Source organism: Halococcus sp. IIIV-5B (assembly GCF_003602035.1).
Taxonomy (GTDB): Archaea; Halobacteriota; Halobacteria; order Halobacteriales; family Halococcaceae; genus Halococcus; species Halococcus salsus.
Map to the genome: position 1 here is coordinate 144,052 of NZ_QZWE01000006.1, position 17,373 is coordinate 161,424.

Annotated in this window: 22 protein-coding genes; 16 read left to right on the forward strand and 6 right to left on the reverse strand. The window is 67.0% G+C overall.

Annotated elements, in window-relative coordinates:
- The first annotated feature begins 123 nt into the window (after nucleotides 1-123).
- From D3261_RS06685 to D3261_RS06740, 13 genes are all read left to right on the forward strand, one after another.
- Nucleotides 124-558, forward strand: coding sequence for a hypothetical protein (locus D3261_RS06685; RefSeq protein WP_120070579.1), 435 nt, complete (start codon nucleotides 124-126; stop codon nucleotides 556-558).
- Between the two features lie 31 nt (nucleotides 559-589).
- Nucleotides 590-811: a hypothetical protein gene (locus tag D3261_RS06690; protein ID WP_120070582.1), complete on the forward strand. Its 222-nt coding sequence runs from the start codon at nucleotides 590-592 to the stop codon at nucleotides 809-811.
- Between the two features lie 83 nt (nucleotides 812-894).
- Entirely contained in the window at nucleotides 895-1,647 is a 753-nt protein-coding gene (locus tag D3261_RS06695) for a pirin family protein (RefSeq protein WP_120070585.1), read from the forward strand.
- A gap of 128 nt (nucleotides 1,648-1,775) precedes the next feature.
- Nucleotides 1,776-2,435, forward strand: a complete 660-nt coding sequence (locus D3261_RS06700) for a TetR/AcrR family transcriptional regulator (RefSeq protein WP_394337574.1) — start codon at nucleotides 1,776-1,778, stop codon at nucleotides 2,433-2,435.
- Between the two features lie 259 nt (nucleotides 2,436-2,694).
- Nucleotides 2,695-3,579 (forward strand): fumarylacetoacetate hydrolase family protein, encoded by an 885-nt coding sequence (locus D3261_RS06705; protein WP_120070588.1) that lies wholly within the window; start codon nucleotides 2,695-2,697, stop codon nucleotides 3,577-3,579.
- 93 nt (nucleotides 3,580-3,672) lie between these two features.
- Nucleotides 3,673-4,620 carry a VOC family protein gene (locus D3261_RS06710; RefSeq protein ID WP_120070591.1) on the forward strand — a complete coding sequence of 316 codons (948 nt, stop codon included), beginning with the start codon at nucleotides 3,673-3,675 and terminating at the stop codon, nucleotides 4,618-4,620.
- A gap of 108 nt (nucleotides 4,621-4,728) precedes the next feature.
- Complete coding sequence (locus D3261_RS06715) at nucleotides 4,729-5,730, forward strand: TatD family hydrolase (protein WP_120070594.1); 1,002 nt, start codon at nucleotides 4,729-4,731, stop codon at nucleotides 5,728-5,730.
- Between the two features lie 133 nt (nucleotides 5,731-5,863).
- On the forward strand, nucleotides 5,864-6,448 hold the full coding sequence (locus D3261_RS06720) for an NAD(P)/FAD-dependent oxidoreductase (protein WP_120070595.1): 585 nt from the start codon (nucleotides 5,864-5,866) through the stop codon (nucleotides 6,446-6,448).
- A 249-nt stretch (nucleotides 6,449-6,697) separates the two neighbouring features.
- Nucleotides 6,698-7,459 carry an ABC transporter ATP-binding protein gene (locus D3261_RS06725; RefSeq protein WP_120070598.1) on the forward strand — a complete coding sequence of 254 codons (762 nt, stop codon included), beginning with the start codon at nucleotides 6,698-6,700 and terminating at the stop codon, nucleotides 7,457-7,459.
- Nucleotides 7,452-7,988: a hypothetical protein gene (locus D3261_RS20660; protein ID WP_233553914.1), complete on the forward strand. Its 537-nt coding sequence runs from the start codon at nucleotides 7,452-7,454 to the stop codon at nucleotides 7,986-7,988. Before D3261_RS06725 ends, D3261_RS20660 begins: the two co-directional genes overlap by 8 nt.
- Nucleotides 7,989-7,994: 6 nt before the next feature.
- Nucleotides 7,995-9,215, forward strand: a complete 1,221-nt coding sequence (locus D3261_RS06730; protein ID WP_233553915.1) for a hypothetical protein — start codon at nucleotides 7,995-7,997, stop codon at nucleotides 9,213-9,215.
- A gap of 234 nt (nucleotides 9,216-9,449) precedes the next feature.
- Complete coding sequence (locus D3261_RS06735; protein WP_120070600.1) at nucleotides 9,450-10,679, forward strand: putative manganese transporter; 1,230 nt, start codon at nucleotides 9,450-9,452, stop codon at nucleotides 10,677-10,679.
- 55 nt (nucleotides 10,680-10,734) lie between these two features.
- On the forward strand, nucleotides 10,735-11,193 hold the full coding sequence (locus D3261_RS06740) for a universal stress protein (RefSeq protein WP_120070603.1): 459 nt from the start codon (nucleotides 10,735-10,737) through the stop codon (nucleotides 11,191-11,193).
- 117 nt (nucleotides 11,194-11,310) lie between these two features.
- Here D3261_RS06740 and D3261_RS06745 read toward each other — a convergent pair whose 3' ends face one another.
- The 6 genes from D3261_RS06745 to D3261_RS06770 all read right to left on the reverse strand — a co-directional run bounded on the left by D3261_RS06745 (nucleotide 11,311) and on the right by D3261_RS06770 (nucleotide 15,245).
- On the reverse strand, nucleotides 11,311-11,799 hold the full coding sequence (locus D3261_RS06745) for a DUF6653 family protein (RefSeq protein WP_233553916.1): 489 nt from the start codon (nucleotides 11,797-11,799) through the stop codon (nucleotides 11,311-11,313).
- Nucleotides 11,800-11,868: 69 nt separating this feature from the next.
- On the reverse strand, nucleotides 11,869-12,507 hold the full coding sequence (locus D3261_RS06750; RefSeq protein WP_120070606.1) for an NAD(P)-dependent oxidoreductase: 639 nt from the start codon (nucleotides 12,505-12,507) through the stop codon (nucleotides 11,869-11,871).
- A 94-nt stretch (nucleotides 12,508-12,601) separates the two neighbouring features.
- A complete protein-coding gene (locus D3261_RS06755) occupies nucleotides 12,602-13,753 on the reverse strand; it encodes a rhodanese-like domain-containing protein (protein WP_120070608.1) in 1,152 nt (383 codons plus the stop codon).
- 140 nt (nucleotides 13,754-13,893) lie between these two features.
- Complete coding sequence (locus D3261_RS06760) at nucleotides 13,894-14,331, reverse strand: DUF302 domain-containing protein (RefSeq protein WP_120070611.1); 438 nt, start codon at nucleotides 14,329-14,331, stop codon at nucleotides 13,894-13,896.
- A gap of 82 nt (nucleotides 14,332-14,413) precedes the next feature.
- Nucleotides 14,414-14,980, reverse strand: a complete 567-nt coding sequence (locus tag D3261_RS06765; RefSeq protein ID WP_120070614.1) for a DsrE/DsrF/DrsH-like family protein — start codon at nucleotides 14,978-14,980, stop codon at nucleotides 14,414-14,416.
- Nucleotides 14,981-14,999: 19 nt separating this feature from the next.
- Nucleotides 15,000-15,245, reverse strand: a complete 246-nt coding sequence (locus D3261_RS06770; RefSeq protein ID WP_120070616.1) for a sulfurtransferase TusA family protein — start codon at nucleotides 15,243-15,245, stop codon at nucleotides 15,000-15,002.
- Between the two features lie 204 nt (nucleotides 15,246-15,449).
- Between D3261_RS06770 and D3261_RS06775 the strand changes: the two genes are divergently transcribed.
- The 3 genes from D3261_RS06775 to D3261_RS06785 all read left to right on the forward strand — a co-directional run.
- On the forward strand, nucleotides 15,450-16,637 hold the full coding sequence (locus D3261_RS06775) for an MBL fold metallo-hydrolase (protein ID WP_120070619.1): 1,188 nt from the start codon (nucleotides 15,450-15,452) through the stop codon (nucleotides 16,635-16,637).
- A gap of 3 nt (nucleotides 16,638-16,640) precedes the next feature.
- Nucleotides 16,641-17,147, forward strand: a complete 507-nt coding sequence (locus tag D3261_RS06780) for a YeeE/YedE family protein (RefSeq protein ID WP_120070621.1) — start codon at nucleotides 16,641-16,643, stop codon at nucleotides 17,145-17,147.
- On the forward strand, nucleotides 17,144-17,373 hold a 230-nt coding region (locus D3261_RS06785), incomplete at its 3' end, for a DUF6691 family protein (protein ID WP_342764743.1). The genes D3261_RS06780 and D3261_RS06785, both read left to right, overlap by 4 nt.

The following is a 17,373-nucleotide window of genomic DNA, read 5'->3' on the forward strand; positions in this document are numbered from 1 at the left end:
CTCGAAGCAGTACCAGCCCTCGACGTGCAGGACACCTCGACGAAATGCGTAGACGTAGAATCCCGGTCGCTCGCGTTCGCCGCGCGGAGGTATCCTTATTGTTCTACGACACGAAGCGGCGATATGAAACGTCGGTGGTTCGTGCTGGTCGGTCTCCTCGTCATCGCGCTCCAGTCGGCGATCCTCGTCGCCTTCGGGTTCCCGTCACCCGCCGACCCGGCCACCGCCCTCCTGCTCGGCGGGATGACCCTCGCCGGGTGCTCGTTCGTCCTCGGTGGGTTCGACCGCCGCCTCGGCGGTGTCGAGTGGTACCAGTTCGTCGGGGTCGGCAACGTCCTGGTCGGGGTCTCGTTGGCTCTCGGCCAGTTGATACCGGTTCTCACTGGGACGACGGCGTACGACAGCAGTACGCTGGTCGCTCTCGTCGTATTCGCCGTCGTCGGCGGGGGCTCGATCGTCTTCATCGGTGCCGACTGGGTCCGCGGGGGACACCACTTCGACCTCTCGGTCTTCGAACCAGGGCCGATACTCGCCTCGGGAACGGGGAAACGGGACTGACGACCGACGATACGGCACTCGATACGCTCAGATGAACACGAAGCAACGAATCCTGTTGGGACAGGGATCGACCGCCATCGCGATGGTGCTCCTGCTCTACGAGCGGATCGCGGATCCCGAACCCGCGACACCCCGGCTGTTCGGTGTCGACTGGCTCGTCCTGGTCGCGGTCGTGATACTGCTCGTCACCCTCGGTATCGTCCTCCGAACCCTCCACACCGAGGCCGTCTCCAGCGGCACACGAACCGAGTGACCGCGTCGCGGAACGGCCGACGACGCACGTTCGGGTTCCGGATTCGAGATGCTTATCACGTCCGGAACCAGAATTTTACCAGAATGTCAAACGAGCCAGCGCGACCCGATGTCGGCCCCATCGGCGGGGAGATGGTTCGGCACGGGACCGGTGTGGACTCGAACCGCGCCTTCCCGACGAACACCTACCCCGAACACCTCGACCCGTTCGTCCTCTTCGAGCGGTTCTTCATCGAGCCCGAGCGGGGGTTTCCGATGCACGAACACGGGGGGTTCGAGATCGTCTCGTACATGATCGACGGCGGGATGGACCACGGGGACTCCCTCGGCGTCACGCACACGGCCACCGAGGGCGACGTGATGCGGATCACCGCCGGGAGCGGGATCCAACACTCCGAATTCCCCGCCGACGGGGCCGCGTGTAGTGGGCTCCAGCTCTGGGTGAACCTCCCGCGCGAGGCCAAGGGGATCGACCCCAGCTACGACGACGCGACCGGCGACGAGCTCCCGACGGAGGTGGAGGACGGTGCCACCGTGACGACCGTCGTCGGCGACGGGTCACCGATCGAACTCCACACGCGAACGGAGTACCTCGACGTCGCGGTCACCGACCGCTGGACGTGGACGATACCGGACGGCTGGTCGGGCTTCCTCTACGGCGTCGCCGGCCACGGAACGGTCGACGGGGAGCGGTTCGCGGAGGGAGACGTCCTCCCGGTCACGAGCGCACGGGAGGTCACTCTCGAACGCGACGGGGCGGAGGCGTTCCGCGCGGTCGCCGTCGCCGGGTCGCCACACGAGGAGCCGATCCGCCAGCGAGGGCCGTACGTCCAGTAGCCGGGCTTCCCGACGAACGTTTTCTGCCGTACGTGTCGCGGATCCATCTCGTAGAACGGTGAGCGGTCGGGACGACGGGCGGTGCAACCACGAATCTAATACGTCGCTCCACCCTATCGACGGTATATATGACCCCGGACAGCGAACGAGGAACCGCTACGGACACCGAGCGGGCGATCATGGAGGCGACCTTTCGGGCGCTCAGCAAGCACGGCTACGTCGACCTCCGGCTGCGCGATATCGGCGACGAGTTCGAGATGACCCGCCAGTTGATCCACTACTACTACGACGGCAAGCATGACCTCATCTCGGCGTTCCTCGAGTACGTGATCGAGCAGTACGAGGGCAGCGTCGCGGTCGACGAGAGCGACGACCTCTGGGCGGAGCTGGACGCCCGGATCGACCAGTGTCTCTTCGGCCCCGAGTTCGCCAGCGACTTCGACCACTGGGACCGGATGCGCGTCTACCACGAGCTGTTCTCGCAGGCCCAGAACGACGACCAGCACCGCGAGATATTCAACCGCCACTACACCAAGATCCGTCGCAGCATCACCCGCGTCATCGAACGCGGGATCGAACAGGGCGTCTTCCGGGACGTCGACCCCGAGAACACGGCGCAGTTCATCACCGACGCGATACACGCCGCACGCGGACGGCGGATCTCGCTCGGCCACGACGAAGCGCCGGAACAGATACGCCGCGCGCTGGACGAGTTCGTCATCTCCTCGCTCGCCCCGCCGGGCGAGGAGCCCGAGTTCAAGCGCGCCCGTTCGACCGCCCGAAACTGACCGTCCACGACGGCTCGACAGCCACGAGTCGATTCCCTTCTCGGGGGTCGCCTCCCTCGTTCTGCCTCCGGTGTTCAATCATAGAGCCACCTCGGTCGGAAGGAACACCGACCGGATACCGCCCGCTCGAATCCGACCCTCGAATTTTACCGATCGGTAAACTTAATGGAACGGGTCGACAACGGACGAGGAGCACCATGACCGACTCACGACCGGCCGACAGCACCGACCAGCGAGCCGACGAGGGCCCCGCGCACCGATGAGGATCGGACGGTTCGGGGCCGACGACGACCCGGCGTGGGTGGGCGTGGTCGACGGCGAGACGGTTTACAACGTCCCGGAGGCGGCAGCCGAGATCGGTGTCGACCTCCCCGGGGGAACCGTCGACCTCCTCGCGACGTGGGGCTGGCGAGAGAAGGTCGAACTCGCCGTCGAATACGCTGCGGAGACGGGCGAGGCGACCTACGACCTCGAATCGCTCGACCGACACGCCCCGGTCACGAACCCGGCGAAGGTGATCTGCGTCGGGTTGAACTACGCCGACCACGCCGACGAGGGCGGGTTCGAAGCACCCGACGCGCCGGTGTTGTTCTCGAAGTTCCCCACGGCGCTCACCGGACCGGGGACGGCGATCGAGTGGGACCCGACGCTCACGGAGGCGGTCGACTACGAGGGCGAACTCGTCGCCGTCATCGGGGACCGAGCCCGGAACGTCGATCCAGAGAACGCGCTCGACCACGTCGCCGGCTACACGGTGGGCAACGACGTCTCCGCGCGCGACCTCCAGATGGCCGACGAGCAGTGGGTTCGCGGCAAGAGCCTCGACACGTTCGGCCCGATCGGTCCCGACATCGTCACCCCCGACGAGATCCCCGACCTCGGGGATCTCGACGTCTGGACCGAGGTCAACGGCGAGCGGCTTCAAGCGTCGAACACCCGTCACCTCATCTTCGGGATCGACGAACTGGTCTCGTTCTGCTCGCGGGCCTTCACCCTCGAACCCGGCGACGTGATCTACACCGGGACGCCCGACGGCGTCGGCTACTTCAGGGACCCCCAGGTCTTGCTCGAGGACGGCGATTCGGTCACCGTCGGCGTCGAAGGGGTCGGCGAACTCCACAACCACTGCCATTCCGACCAGTGAGGCCCCTCTCGACGTGGCCGTTTACCAACCAGTAAAATCGGCCGCTAACCCGAACGGTATATCCTTTTACTGCATGGTAAACGGTGAAGTACGATGGGAGAAATAAGCCGACTACACCACGTAACGGCGTTCGCGAGCGACCCGCAACGGAACCTGGACTTCTTCACGGAAGTGATCGGGCTGCGGTTCATCAAGCGAACGGTTCGATTCGACATCCCCGAGGAGATCTACCACCTCTACTACGGGGACGAGTCCGGAACGGCCGGTTCGATCGTGACCTACTTCCCGGTCACGGACATGAACGAGGGCCTCGTCGGGAAGGGACAGATCAGCGCGGCCGGCCTCGTCATCCCCGAGGACTCGGTCGAGTACTGGATCGACCGCTTCGAGGAGCACGACGTCGAACACACCGTCGAGGAGCGGTTCGGCGAGACCGCGATCGGCTTCACCGACCCCGACGGAACACCGTTCGAACTCGTCACCGGCGAGTCCGACATCGACCCGTGGGACGGCGGCCCGGTCCCCGCGGAACACGGCGTTCGAGGGCTCCATAGCGTCACGATACACTCGAACGACCCGGCGGGGACCTTCCGGGCGCTCGAAACGATGGACTGGAGTCGGGTCGGTCGGGCCGACTACCCACAGGCCGGCGACCACGTCCGGTATCAGGCCCCCGGCGACAGGGAGGGCGCGAACTACGTCGACGTGCTCGTTCGCCCGAACGCGCCACAGGGAGTCCAAGGAACGGGAACCTTCCTGCACGTCGCCTTCGACACCGGCGAGAAGTGGGAGCAAAAGGAGTGGAGCGAGCGTTTCCGCGAGGCGGGCCTGATCACGACCTCGCGGAAGGACCGCGACTACTTCTGGTCGATGTACTTCACCGAGCCCGGCGGTGCGACCTTCGAGTTCGCGACCGAGGGCCCGGGCGTGACGCTCGACGAGAGCGTCGACGCGCTCGGGTCGGAGCTCAAGGTGCCGGACTGGCTCGACGTCGACGTGAGCGAGATCGACGAACAGCTCCCCGACCTCACGACGGACTGACCGAGGCGACGGAGCCGGACCGTTTCCCGACCCGGCCGGTCCGACACAGCCTACGCGGTCGCCAGCACGAACAGCTACTCTGCAACGCCGATTCGACGGAGAACGACGATGGAACCAGAACGAGCCTCCCCGACGAAACGACCCACCGACGCCGACTACACGACCGAACCGGACGACGAGTTACCCGCCGAGCTGACGACGCTCCCGTGGATCGACGTCCACAACCACGCACACACCCTCTCGTGGAACGACCGGGAGCGGTTCGCGCTGAGCGGCTGTCACGAGATGGTGATGATGGCCGCGGCGTACTACTGGACACCGTACAAGCCGGTCGCGCCCGAGGACGTTCGCTACCTCTGGGACGACGCGCTCAATCGGCTCGACCCGATCCGCCGGTCACACGTCTTCGATGCGAGTCTGGGTATCGGGATCCACACCGGTGCGCGCGTCGAGAACGTCGAGGAACTGCTCGACGTGATGCCCGACTACCTCGACCACGACGCGGTCCGGGCCGTCGGCGAGATCGGCATCACCGGGTCACAGCACGTGAGTCGGTGGGAGCTCGACGCACAGCGAACGGTGATGCGCGAACAGTTGAAACTCGCCGCCGATCACGACCTCCCGGCCATCGTCCACACGCCGCCGAACCTCGACAATGTGGACGTCCCCTACCGGGAGCGGGGGCCGATCCCCGGCTACGAACTGAACAGCGACCTCCAGCAGGAGTCGGTCATCGAAGCCGCGGACACGAAACGCGCCGCGACGGAGCTGGACGTCGAGCTCGCCGAGGAGGCGGGGCTCCCCGACGAGCAGCTGGTGCTCTCCCACGCCGACCGTGACATCGCCCCGTTCGTGCTCGAGAACACCGACGCGTACCTGAGCTTCACGATCAGCTATCCCTGGCTGCTCGGGGTCACTGCGCGGGACGTCGCGGCCGTCATCGAGGAGTACGGGCCGGACCGTGTCATGATGGAGACCGACAGCGCGGGCATCCTCCGAAGCGACGTCTTCTCGTTCAGACGGGCGATCTTCGACCTCTATCGGCTGGGCATCGAGGTCGAGACGATCCGCGAGGTCGTCTACGAGAACCCCCGTCGCGTGCTGAGCTGACACGGTCGGGGTCGGTCTCGACCGTCGAGGATGACGAGTTTCTGAGGGGTTTTCTCGTCGACCGGTGGTCCGGATCGAACGGGGTTCCCGCCGGATCAGAACGCTTTTACTGAGCAGTAAAATAAAGGGTAGTATGGTAGACGTCGCAATCGTCGGTGGCGGTCCCGCCGGCCTCAGCGCAGCACTGTTCGCCCAGAAGAACGGCCTCGAAACCGCCGTCTTCGATACCGACCAGACGTGGATGCACAAGGCCCACCTGTTCAACTACCCCGGTGTCGGCTCCATCGACGGGACGGACTACATGGAGGTCCTCCGGACCCAGGTCGACGACTTCGGTGTCGAGCGCCACCAGGGAGCCGAGGTCACCGCCGTCGAATCGACCGACGACGGCTTCACGGTCACGGCCGACGAGGAGTACGAGGCGAACTACGTGATCCTCGCGACGGGCGCGAAGCGCGACCTCGCCGAGGATCTGGGCTGTGCGTTCACCGACGAGGGCGCGGTGGACGTGGACGTGACGACCGAAACGAGCGTTGAGGACGCCTACGCGACGGGCGCGATGGTCCGTGCCGAGGAGTGGCAGGCGGTCATCGCCGCTGGCGACGGTGCCGCGGCGGCGCTCAACATCCTCACGAAGGAGAAGGGCGAGCACTACCACGACTTCAACGTGCCCGCCGACGCCGAGGAGGTCTTCGGCGCGATGGCCGACGACGACTGAGACGGCGACCGCGGCCACGACGGTGGAACGTCGGCGTGGCTTCCGATCGAACTCCGACTTCGAGCCGATTTTCAGACGCTGAAAACCCGGGAAACCGATTTTGCCCGTCCGAGTCACTACCTGCGTAGAGCCTCCGACCCCCCCATCGGGGCTCTCTCAGGGAGAACCCCCTCTCCCCTGGCATCACCTTTATTACACGAACGCTCTCCGTGTTTCTCAACGGCCGTCGATGACTTCATCCAAACTACAATGACAGCGATCGATACCACCGACCTGACGAAACGCTACGGAAGCACGCTCGCCGTCGACTCCCTCTCGCTCTCGGTACCGGCGGGAACCGTCTACGGGTTCCTCGGTCCGAACGGGGCGGGGAAGACCACCACGATGCGGATGCTCACGGGGCTCACGCGCCCCTCCAGCGGGACCGGGACCATCGCGGCCGCCCCGATCGCCGACCGCGACCGGCTCCGCCCCCACATCGGCTATCTCCCCGAGGAGCCGCCGCTCTACGAGGAGGCGACCGCCGAGGAGCAGCTCGACTACGTCGCCGGGCTCCGCGACCTCCCCACCGACGCGGCACACGAACGGATCGATCGCCTCCTCGCGGACCTCGATCTCGCGGCCGACGCCGGCACGCGCATCTCGGAGTACTCGAAGGGGATGCGCCAGAAGGTCGCCTACATCCAGGCCGTCCTCCACGACCCCGACGTGGTGTTCCTCGACGAACCCACGTCGGGGCTGGACCCACGTGCCGCCCGGACGCTCCGCGAGATGATCGCCGACCTCGCCGACGGCGGAACGACGGTCTTCCTCTCGACACACATCCTGCCGGTCGTCGAGGCGGTCGCCGATACGGTGGGCATTCTCTACGACGGCCGGCTCGTCGCCGAGGACACGCCGGACGCCCTGACGAACCGTGCCGAAGCCGACGAAACCGGCAGCCTCGAGGACGCCTTCCTCGACCTCACCACCGATACACCCGCCCGAGGCCGGGAGGCCACCGATGGCTGAGTCGGGGTGGGCGCGCCACGCGCTCGGTATCGGGCTGTTCGAGTTTCGGCGCTCGGTGCGCGCGATCCGGCGCGACAAAGCCCGGCTCGGGATGACGGCTCTCCCCGTGGTGGGGCCGCCGGCGATCCTGACCGCGCTTCTCGCGGTGTTCGCAAGCGAGCTCCGGGGTATCGGACCGCTCGCCGTCCCGAACGGGATCAGGGGCACGATCGCCCTGTTCTGGTTGTTCATGGTGTTCATCGTCGGGCAACGCGTCGTTTCGGCCCACACGCACATCGAGGCCGAGTCGATGGTGCTCACGAGCGTCTCGGCCCGGACGGTCGCGGGCGGGCTGGTCGTCGCCGAGACGCTCCGTGCGCTCACCTACGTCGGACTGTACACCGTCGTAGGGACCGCCGCCGCGGTCTTGCTGTTGGGGTCGCTCGCGAGTCTGGTCCTCGTTCCGGTGACGACCGTGCTGTTCATCGCCACCGCGGTCGTCGCGGCGACCGCGTGTGGATACGCGATCGCGTGGCTGATCGCGCGCTAACCGTTCGTGGCGCGCCACAAGACGGTTCTCGGCACCGTCGCGGCGTTGGTGCTGATGGGCGCGTACTTCCTCTTCATCTACTCCCCGCTCGGTGTCGTGAGCCCGACGTCGCTCGCGTGGCTGCCGATGGCGTGGTTCGCCGACCTCGCGACGGCCGGGTCGCCGTTCGCGGGCTCGTCGATTCGGGCGGTCGGGGCGCTCTTCGGTAGCGCCCTCGTCGTCGTGGTGGCCGGGGCGCTCGTCGAACGTGAGGCGGTCGCGCTCTGGTTCACCGAACCGGTGAATCCGGATGACGGCGCGACCCGTGAAACGGTGGATTCGGGGGCAACTAGATCCTCGCATCGCGGCGCGCTCGCTGCCGCCGTGAGCCCGCTCGTCGTCCCGGACCTCCTCTCGACACCGACGAGGCGCGTCGCCGAGTGGACGCTGCTCCGCACCCGGCGCGACCCGAACCGAACCACGTTCCTGCTGGTGCCCGTCTTCGCCGTCGGGGGTTCGCTCGTGGGTTCGAGCTACCAGTCGGGGTCGATCACGGCCATCGCAGCGCCGCTGTGTGCGGTGATGCTGCCGTGGCTCGCCGGCGCGCTGTTCGCCCTGAACCCCCTCGGCGACGAGGGACGAGTGTTGCCGATGACGCTCACGACGGTCCCCGGCCGGCAGTACGTTCGGGGACTCATGACGCCCGGCTTGCTCCTCGGTCTCCCGGCCGTCCTCGTCGTGACGGCCGTCGCGAGCGTGTTCTCGCCCTACACACTCGTCCAACGTGTCGAGACGGTCGCCCTCAGCGGATCGCTGACCGTGATAGCGGTCGCCATCGCGCCCGCGGTCGGCATGGCCTTCCCGCGATTCAGTGCCATCAGCGTCGGGCGAAGCGACGACGTGCTTCCACCACGGATGACCGCCGTGTTCGTCCACCTAGTGGCGGTCGTCGTCCCCGGCGGTCTGCTGGTACTGCTCACGGTCGTTCCGGGGCTCACACGAGGGCTCCTCGGTGCGTCGTTCGGCTCGTTGCCGGCGTTGCTGCTCGGACTGCTGGCGGGGTCCCCCGGTGGCCCGGTCTCGATGGCTGCGGACTGGTTCGACGGGCTGGGGAACGCGATCCGCGCGCTCGACCTCCTCCAGCTTCAAATTGTCACCAGCACGGTGCTCCTCGTCGCCGGTCTCGCCGTCGCATGCTCGCTCTACCGGAACGCTGTCTCTCGGTTCGACCGTTTCTCGCCGCCTTGATACCCTCGCGGTGACGTCTCTGCCGGCTACCGAACGGCGCTGTACCCGCTCTACTCACCGCTATCTCCGAATCACGCGAGGAGGATTAGACGAGACTAACAATTTGATTGGGGAAAAAGAATTATACCGTTCGCCATCTCACCTCCGCACAAGCATGAACGACGATCGACGTTCGGATGGAAGGGCTCTCCGCCGTTCTAGCCGTCCGAGCAAGGATTCGAGACCCACGGAACGATGATCCCCCTGGAACTCACCGCACAGGGCGCGATCGACATCCTCCTCGGCTCCGTGCGTGACGGCTTCGTCCAAGTTTCGGCGTTCGTCGCGGTCACCGTCCTGATATTCGGCTATCTCCAGTACAGAACGGGTGGACGGGTGGTTCAGTTCCTGGAGAACAACGAACACCTCCAGCCGCTCGCCGGTGGCCTGTTGGGGCTCACCCCCGGCTGCGGCGGTGCCATCATCGCGATGCCGCTGTACATCCGCGGGACGATCAGCTTCGGGACGGTCGTGGCGACGCTCGCGGCCACCGCCGGGGACTCGGCGTTCGTGATCCTCGCGCTCGCCCCCGAAGCCGCGCTCTACGCGTACGTGCTGGCGTTCGTCTCGGGCGTGTTGTTCGGCTACGCGATCGACTTCTGGGGCCTCGGGGTCGGGCGCGTCGACCGCGCCGTCGAGCGGATCAGTCGGCCGATGACCGACGGCGGGTTCGCGACCACGAGCGTCGCCGCTGGCGGGCCGAGCATCGCCGGCTTCGAGATGGACGACGGCGGCCACGACCACGCACGGAACACCTCGGGGTTCATGGCGAAGTTCACCCACGGCGTCCACGTCGTCTGGTGGGTGGTGGCGCTCGCCGGTCTCACCGCCGGCGTGCTGTATCTCGCCCGCGGCGCGCCCGAGGTGCCGTTCGAGTACGGACCCACGTTCTTCGGGCTGTTCACCGTCGCGGGTCTGGTGGGAACGACCCTCTCCTTCTACCTCCACTTCTTCGGCCGTCGGTTCATCGGCGAGGGCGACGCGGGACGTATCCGGGAGACGTACGCGGACGCCTACGACACCTTCCAGCACGCCGCGATGGAGACCAGCATGGTCACGGTCTGGGTGATCGGTGCCTACCTGATCTACGAGTACGGCATGGCGCTGCTCTCGATCGACATCGCCGCGCTCGCTGCGGCGGCGGGCGTTCTCGCGCCGCTAGCCGGGGCGGCGCTGGGGCTGATCCCCGGCTGCGCACCACAGATCGTGTTCGCGGGGCTCTACGCCGAGGGCGCGATCCCCTTCTCGGCGCTCGTCGGGAACGCGATCAGCCAGGACGGCGACGCGCTCTTCCCCCTCATGGCGATCGACATGAAGGCCGCGATCATCGCGACGATCTACACCACGATACCGGCCGCCATCGTCGGCGTCGCGGTCCACTACTTCTGGCCGTACGCCCAGTTCGGTTTCGGGGTGATAGGATGACGTCGGTTCCCGTCGCCCGACGGGACATCGGAGCGCGAACCAGGGACGGGGAACGATGACTCCCGTGTACGAACGCATCCTCGTTCCGACGGACGGGCGCGGTCCCTCGACGAACGCGGTTCGACACGCCGTCGGCCTCGCCGAGACGTACGACGCGACCGTCCACGCGGTCTTCGTCATCGACACCTCGACGAGCTGGTTGACGGTCTCCAAATCGGAGGTCCACGACACCCTCTGGGAGGTCGGCCGGAAGGCCAGCGAGCAGGCGCTTCAGGGGGTCGAAACCGCGGCTGCGGACGCCGGCGTCGACCTCGTGACCGAGGTCCTCGAAGGAACGCCCGCGGCGGCCATCCTCGCCTACGCCGCGGAGAACGACGTCGACCTCGTCGTCATGGGAACACACGGCCACCCGGAGATCGAGCGTCGGCTCCTCGGCAGCGTAACGCAGAAAGTGGCCGGCAACGCTGACGTGCCGGTGATGACGGTGAGCGACGCCACCGAACGGTCCGACTGAGCGACGGGTGTCGACACGTTCGTAGCGACCGGAAGGGATAGTGCGAGACCGGGCGGTCGCGGCAGTCGATGCAACGGCTGACTCCCGTTCGGCACGAACTCCCCGCTCCTCCGCTCCCTATCGACGTCGTGGGGTCCCCTCGGTCGATGGGAGGTCCGTTGTCGGTGGGAAGTCCAGCTCAGGGAGGTCGTCCTCGAAGCGTCGAACGAGGCCGGCGACGAACGCGAGCTTGAGCGTCATCGACAGCGAGGTCGCGACGGTCGCCCCGCCGGTATCCCGTCGGTAGGCGGCGACGAGCGCGTACAGCGTCACCGGCACGTTCACCAGGTTGAGAACGTTCAAGGAACCGACGTCGGCGTCGTGGGTTCGCCAGTACCGCTCGGCGAGCACGACCTTCGTCATCCAGGCCTCGGTGTTCTCGGGCGGGGCGAACAGAACGGGGTTGACGACCGCGAAGACCAGGGTCGCGACGACGAGCCGCCACCGGCGCTCGCCGACGGCGTACACCAGGAGGGGGAGGACGACCGTCCGCGACCAGCCGCTCTTCGGGTTGGCGTGGCGGTTCCAGAAGAAGTCGCCGAGCGTCTCCCGGGAGGTCGTCTTCATGGGTTCGATTCACCCTCCCGGGGTAAGTAGTGGTGGGTCAACTTCCGGACCGGGTCGACCGTTCCGCGGTCAGTAGCCGACGCCGAGCTGGGTGTGCACCGCGTCGTCGGCTTCGAGCCGGTCGACGAGCGCGACGGCGAAGTCCTCCATGGATACGTAGCTGTCGCCGTCCTCGTCGACGACCAGCTCGCCTTCGGCCGTCCGGTACTCCCCTGTTCGTTCACCGGGCTCTATCAGCCCGGCGGGCGCGAGGTAGGTCCAGCGGAGGTCGTCGACGTCTTCCAAGAGCTCGTAAGCGTCGATCGCGGCCTGCGAGACCGGTTTCCACTCCTCGGGGAACGCCTCGGTCTCGATGAGCCGTGTCTCGGGGTCGACGTGGAGGATCCCCGCGCCGCCGGTCCAGACGAGGCGGTCGACCTCACCGCGACGCATTCCCTCGATGACCGCACGCAACATCTCCGAGAGGGTTTCCGGCGATTCGTCGTCGCTCGGTCCGAGCGTGGAGACGACCGCGTCGTGACCCGCCACGAGCCGTGCGACCGCTTCCGGGTCCGTCGCGTCACCCTCAACGACCGTGAGGGCCTCGCTCTCGACGTCGCTCACCTCCCCGCTTCGGGAGACGCCGGTGACCGTGTGTCCCCGGTGCAACAGCTCGCTCGCCGTTCGATGCCCGATCCGCCCGCTTGCTCCGAGCAGTAGTACGTTCATGGTGTCCCGTCTCACAATCCTGTTGTCGTTGATTCGCTGTATACCTTTCTATAGCGACTTCGACTGACTGAATGAAACGAACGGATCGTGGCGGTCAGGCCGCGCAGTTGTTCGCCCCCGTTTCGAGCATCGTGGCGTCGCGGTCGCTCTCCACGTCCTCCCGCCCGAGATTGAGACCGATGATCGCCTCGTAGTTGTCGGGCTTCTCGGGTACGTCCTCGACCAGTCGGTTCACGAAGGCGTCCTCGTCGAGTTCCACGAGGTCGAGCCGGGATTCGACCTCGGCCAGCGGTGCACCGACGAGCGTTCCCGGCGCGGCGTTCGCGTAGGTGCCGTCGTCGTTCACCGTGACGTGGCCCGGCAGCACCAGCAACCCGTCCGGGAGCGCCAGCAACGTCTCGTGAAGCGTCTCGTACTGCATCCTCGCGCCGTGTTCGGCTCCGTCGTCGCCGAACTCGAGCTCCGTTCGCCCGACCGAGTCGAGGAAGAGGCTATCCCCGGTGAGGAGAGCCTCGTCGGCCACCCGATAGGCAAGCATCTCCGTCGTGTGTCCGGGCGCGGACAGGGCCTCGATATCGATCCCACCGACCGCTATCGTCTCCCCGTCGGCCACCGGCTCGAACTCGCCCTCGACGTCGCGTTCGGCGGCGCGCTCGCTCAGGTGATAGGGAACGTCGAGCTTCGCCGCGAGCTCCCGTCCGCCGGAGATGTGGTCGGCGTGGACGTGGGTGTCGAGAACGCGTGTGATCGCGAGCCCCGCCGCGGCGGCGGTCGTGATGTACTGGTCGACGTGTCGGGTCGGGTCGACGACGGCGGCCGTCCCGTCGGTCTTCGACCCGACGAGGTGGCTGAGACAGCCCTTCGCGCGGCGCTGGAACTGGACGAGGACGAGGTCGTCCCGCGTCGTCTCGACGGGGACCGACTCGTAGAGCGCGTTCCACGCGCGCATCCCACCGCCGACGACCGCCACGTCGTCGAACCCGTTCGCGTCCAGTTCGGTGGCGAGCCTCGTCGACGTGGCCCCCTTTCCACAGATGACGAGGACCTCCCGCCCATCGGCAAGCCGCTCGATCGTGGTCCGCTGTTCCCGGCTCAGCGTCTCTGCTGGCCCGAACGGAACGTTCTCGGCTCCCTCGACGCGCCACGCCTCGTAGCTCTCCCGGGGACGGGTGTCGACCAGCACGTAGTCGTCCCGGCCGGAGTCCTGCCGGTCGGCGAGCTCCCTGGCGCTGATCGTCTCGAACATAGAGCCATGTACGGTATTGGGTTGGTTAAACATTTCCACCGGTCGCTCGACGACGTCGATACACCGACGATGCCAGTGTACCAAGCGATACCCTCCGCCCTCCTCTCCGCCCGTCCGCTCGTGGTGGGCGATACAGCCGATCAGAGGTTCGAGAAGGCTTCGTCGGCGAGCTCGCCGGTGTCCTCGATGATCCCGGCCATCGCCTCGTCGTCCGGGGCCATCCCGACCAACCGGGCGATCCGCATGATGCTCACGTGGTAGACGGTCTGCACGCCCGGTTCTTCCTCCCAGACGACCACGTTGCAGGGGAACAGCCCCCCGAGTCGGTTCGCCGAGGCGTCGAGCGCGCGGTCGGCGACGGCCGGGTTGCAGGCCCCGAGGACGTAGTAGGGGTCGCGGTCGGCGTCGACCTTCTCGTTGAGCAGATCCGACGGCGAGAACTCGACGGGGATACCGAACCCGGCGCCGGTGAAGACAGCTCGAACGTGCTCGATGGCCTCCTCGTGGTCCATTTCGAGGGTCGTTCGTTTCGTGCCGATGGCCGCCGGGTCGACCTGCGAGGGATCGATGGGTAACACTGTAGTGTAGAGTATTGTGTTGATAGCGAAAAGCGTTCGGGTCCCCGCCCACGAGGGCGGGTCCGGCGGGAGGTCGGTCGACTCAGACCAGGAGCTGGATCTCGGAGTCAGCCATGCGCTGGAAGGCGCTCGCCGCACCGACACCGGTCTCGACCCCGTCGTAGAAGTCGTCCTCGTCGTAGTCCAGGAGGTCGATCGTCATCTGGCAGGCCTGGAGGTCGACCCCGCTGTCGAGGGCGGTTCGAACGAGTTCCTCGACGCTCGCGACGTCGTTGTCGGCGATGCGTTTCGCCATGAACTTCGAGGTCGCCCGGTCCATGCCGGGGAGGGCGGCCACCGCGTTCGGGATCGGCAGGTTCGGGTTCCCGACCGAGCTCAACTGGAGCGCCTTCGAGTGGTCCTCGTGGAGGAGTTCGAGCCCCCAGAAGGTGTGAAATACAGTCACATCCCAGCCGAACGCCGCGGCCGTCGAGGCGAGTATCAGCGGCGGATACGCCATGTCGAGGGTGCCCTTCGTGGCGATGATCACCATCCGCTGGCCGTCCTCCTGGGCTCGAACCGCGTCGAGTTCCGATTCGAGCTCCTCGATGCGGGCTTCGAGGGCCGCGGGGTCCACGTCGGCCTCCGGGGGTGGCGTGTCGGTACTCATCGATGCCCCACGAACCGCGTCATTCGACTCTCCGGACGTAGTGTCGGTAGACGTCCGCCTCCGCGACCTGGTCGACCAGTTCGACGTCGGCGGTCGAACCGGCCCACCCCTTGATGTCGCTCATACTGCCGGCGTCCGTCGCGAGCACTTCGAGGACCTCGTCCGCTCCCAGTCCGTCGACGGCCTGCTTGGTCTTGACGACCGGCATGGGGCAGTTCTCTCCCTGTACGTCGAGCGTTTCGACCACGTCGTGTTCTGCGCTCATGTGCTGTCTTGCCTCTACACCACAACATTGCATCCTCGTTCAAAAGTCTTGTGAGAGGGACGAACAGCCATTCATCCTCTCACCCTGTATCGTACGGTAACGGTTGTGTAGCGTCGCTCTCCGCACGATATCGCGATACTGTATTGCACAGAAATCACTATTCTATACGAACGCTTATGTGGCCGAGCCGAGTAGGTCGGGGCGATGAGCGAGGACGCAGTCCCCGAACCCGACGTCGAGGTCGAATCGATCGAGCCGGACGAACTGAAGGAGCGGATCGACCGCGGCGAGGAGGTGTTCCTCCTCGATACCCGTGCGTCCGACGCGTTCGAGGCGTGGCACATCGACGGCCCGAACGTCACGACGCACAACGTCCCCTACTTCGAGTTCCTGTTCGACGACGTTCCCGAGGAGCGCCTCGACGGGATCCCCGACGACCGTCCAGTGACGGTGCTCTGTGCGAAGGGCGATTCGAGCGAGTACGTCGCCGGAACGCTCCGGGAACGCGGCTACGAGGTCTCTCACCTCGCCCGCGGCATGAACGGCTGGGCGGAGCTCTACGAGTACCACGAACTCGATACGGGTACTGACGTCACGGTCGCCCAGTACCAGCGCCCCTCCAGCGGCTGTCTCGCCTATCTCGTCGTCAGCGGCGACGAGGCGGCCGTGGTCGACCCCCTCCGGGCGTTCACCGACACGTATCGACAGGACGCGCGTGCGCTCGGAGCCGAGATCACCCACGCGCTCGACACCCACGTCCACGCCGACCACGTGAGCGGCGTTCGTCGGGTTGCGGCCGAAAACGACGCCGAAGCCGTCGTCCCCCAGGCCGCCGCCGAGCGCGGCATCGACTTCGAGACGCCCTACACGACGGTCGAGGACGGGGAGACCGTCTCCGTCGGTGGGACCGAGATCGAGGCTATCCACGCACCGGGCCACACGACGGGGATGACCGCCTACCGCGTCGGTGACGTCCTCTTCACCGGCGACAGCCTCTTCACCGAGAGCGTCGCCCGCCCCGACCTCGAAGCGGGTGCCGAGGGTGCGGCCGAGGCCGCGGCCGACCTCCACGAGACGCTGCGGGACACGATCCTCCCGCTCCCCGCGGACACCGTCGTCGCGCCGGGCCACTTCAGCGGGAACACCGAGACCGTCGAGGGGGCCCACGTCGCGCGGCTCAGCGACCTCGAAGCCCGGATGGCGGCGCTCTCGATGGAGAGGGAAGCGTTCGTGGCGTTCGTCCGGTCGGACATGCCGCCGCGGCCGAGCAACCACGAGACGATCGTCGCGATCAACCTCGGCGAGCGCGACGCGGACGACCGGGAGGCGTTCGAACTCGAACAGGGGCCGAACAACTGTGCGGCGAGCCAGGACGCACTGACGGGCGACTGAACGATGACCGGATACGTTCTCCAGGTCCTCGCCGAGGTGTCGCTCGCGGGGCTCTTCCCGCGCGGTATCGGTCAGTACGCCGTCGGCGGCGTGCTGATCGGGCTGGGGGTCTCGACCATCTACCTCGGAACGGCGATCGCGCCGGGCGCGAGCACGTTCTTCGAGTCGACGCTGTCGTACGTCTCGGCGCTCCCCCGGTTCAACCGGGCGACCTACCTCGCCTCGCGCGATTGGCGAGTCGTCTTCACGCTGAGCATGGTCGCCGGCGCGGCCGTCTACGCGCTCCTCCTCGGTGGGGGTGGCTGGACGACCGACGTCCAGGCGTGGCGGCTGCTGGTCGGCGGCGTCCTCGTCGGGGCCGGCACCCGGATCGGGAAGGGCTGTACATCCGGCCACGGCATCAACGGGCTCGCGTCGCGCTCGAAGACCTCGCTCGCGAGCGTCGCGACGTTCATGTCCGTCGCGGTCGGCGTCGCGCTGGCGATGCAAGCCCTCGGGGTGACGCCGTGACCCGATCCGCGGACCGGCATCCGCTGTTCGTGCCGCTGGTCGCCCTCGGCGGGCTGCTCTTCGGCTTCGGGCTCGCCTACAGCGAGATGGCTCGTCCGGAGGTCGTGCTCGACTTCCTGCAACTGCAGGACCTCGGCCTCGTGTTCGTGATGGGCGGGGCGGCGGGCGTCACGGCGGTCGCGATCGCGTTCGCGACGCGGTTCCTCGACCGCGCGCCGGTCACCGG

Bases quoted from the DNA above. Each gene is read 5' to 3' on its own strand.
- D3261_RS06770 (WP_120070616.1), bottom strand. From the start codon at position 15,245: ATGAGCGCAGAACACGACGTGGTCGAAACGCTCGACGTACAGGGAGAG.
- D3261_RS06690 (WP_120070582.1), top strand. From the start codon at position 590: ATGAACACGAAGCAACGAATCCTGTTGGGACAGGGATCGACCGCCATC.
- D3261_RS06775 (WP_120070619.1), top strand. From the start codon at position 15,450: ATGAGCGAGGACGCAGTCCCCGAACCCGACGTCGAGGTCGAATCGATC.
- D3261_RS06750 (WP_120070606.1), bottom strand. From the start codon at position 12,507: ATGAACGTACTACTGCTCGGAGCAAGCGGGCGGATCGGGCATCGAACG.
- D3261_RS06740 (WP_120070603.1), top strand. From the start codon at position 10,735: ATGACTCCCGTGTACGAACGCATCCTCGTTCCGACGGACGGGCGCGGT.
- D3261_RS06695 (WP_120070585.1), top strand. From the start codon at position 895: ATGTCAAACGAGCCAGCGCGACCCGATGTCGGCCCCATCGGCGGGGAG.
- D3261_RS06705 (WP_120070588.1), top strand. From the start codon at position 2,695: ATGAGGATCGGACGGTTCGGGGCCGACGACGACCCGGCGTGGGTGGGC.
- D3261_RS06780 (WP_120070621.1), top strand. From the start codon at position 16,641: ATGACCGGATACGTTCTCCAGGTCCTCGCCGAGGTGTCGCTCGCGGGG.
- D3261_RS06685 (WP_120070579.1), top strand. From the start codon at position 124: ATGAAACGTCGGTGGTTCGTGCTGGTCGGTCTCCTCGTCATCGCGCTC.
- D3261_RS06710 (WP_120070591.1), top strand. From the start codon at position 3,673: ATGGGAGAAATAAGCCGACTACACCACGTAACGGCGTTCGCGAGCGAC.
- D3261_RS06745 (WP_233553916.1), bottom strand. From the start codon at position 11,799: ATGAAGACGACCTCCCGGGAGACGCTCGGCGACTTCTTCTGGAACCGC.
- D3261_RS20660 (WP_233553914.1), top strand. From the start codon at position 7,452: ATGGCTGAGTCGGGGTGGGCGCGCCACGCGCTCGGTATCGGGCTGTTC.
- D3261_RS06700 (WP_394337574.1), top strand. From the start codon at position 1,776: ATGACCCCGGACAGCGAACGAGGAACCGCTACGGACACCGAGCGGGCG.
- D3261_RS06765 (WP_120070614.1), bottom strand. From the start codon at position 14,980: ATGAGTACCGACACGCCACCCCCGGAGGCCGACGTGGACCCCGCGGCC.
- D3261_RS06715 (WP_120070594.1), top strand. From the start codon at position 4,729: ATGGAACCAGAACGAGCCTCCCCGACGAAACGACCCACCGACGCCGAC.
- D3261_RS06755 (WP_120070608.1), bottom strand. From the start codon at position 13,753: ATGTTCGAGACGATCAGCGCCAGGGAGCTCGCCGACCGGCAGGACTCC.
- D3261_RS06725 (WP_120070598.1), top strand. From the start codon at position 6,698: ATGACAGCGATCGATACCACCGACCTGACGAAACGCTACGGAAGCACG.
- D3261_RS06735 (WP_120070600.1), top strand. From the start codon at position 9,450: ATGATCCCCCTGGAACTCACCGCACAGGGCGCGATCGACATCCTCCTC.
- D3261_RS06720 (WP_120070595.1), top strand. From the start codon at position 5,864: ATGGTAGACGTCGCAATCGTCGGTGGCGGTCCCGCCGGCCTCAGCGCA.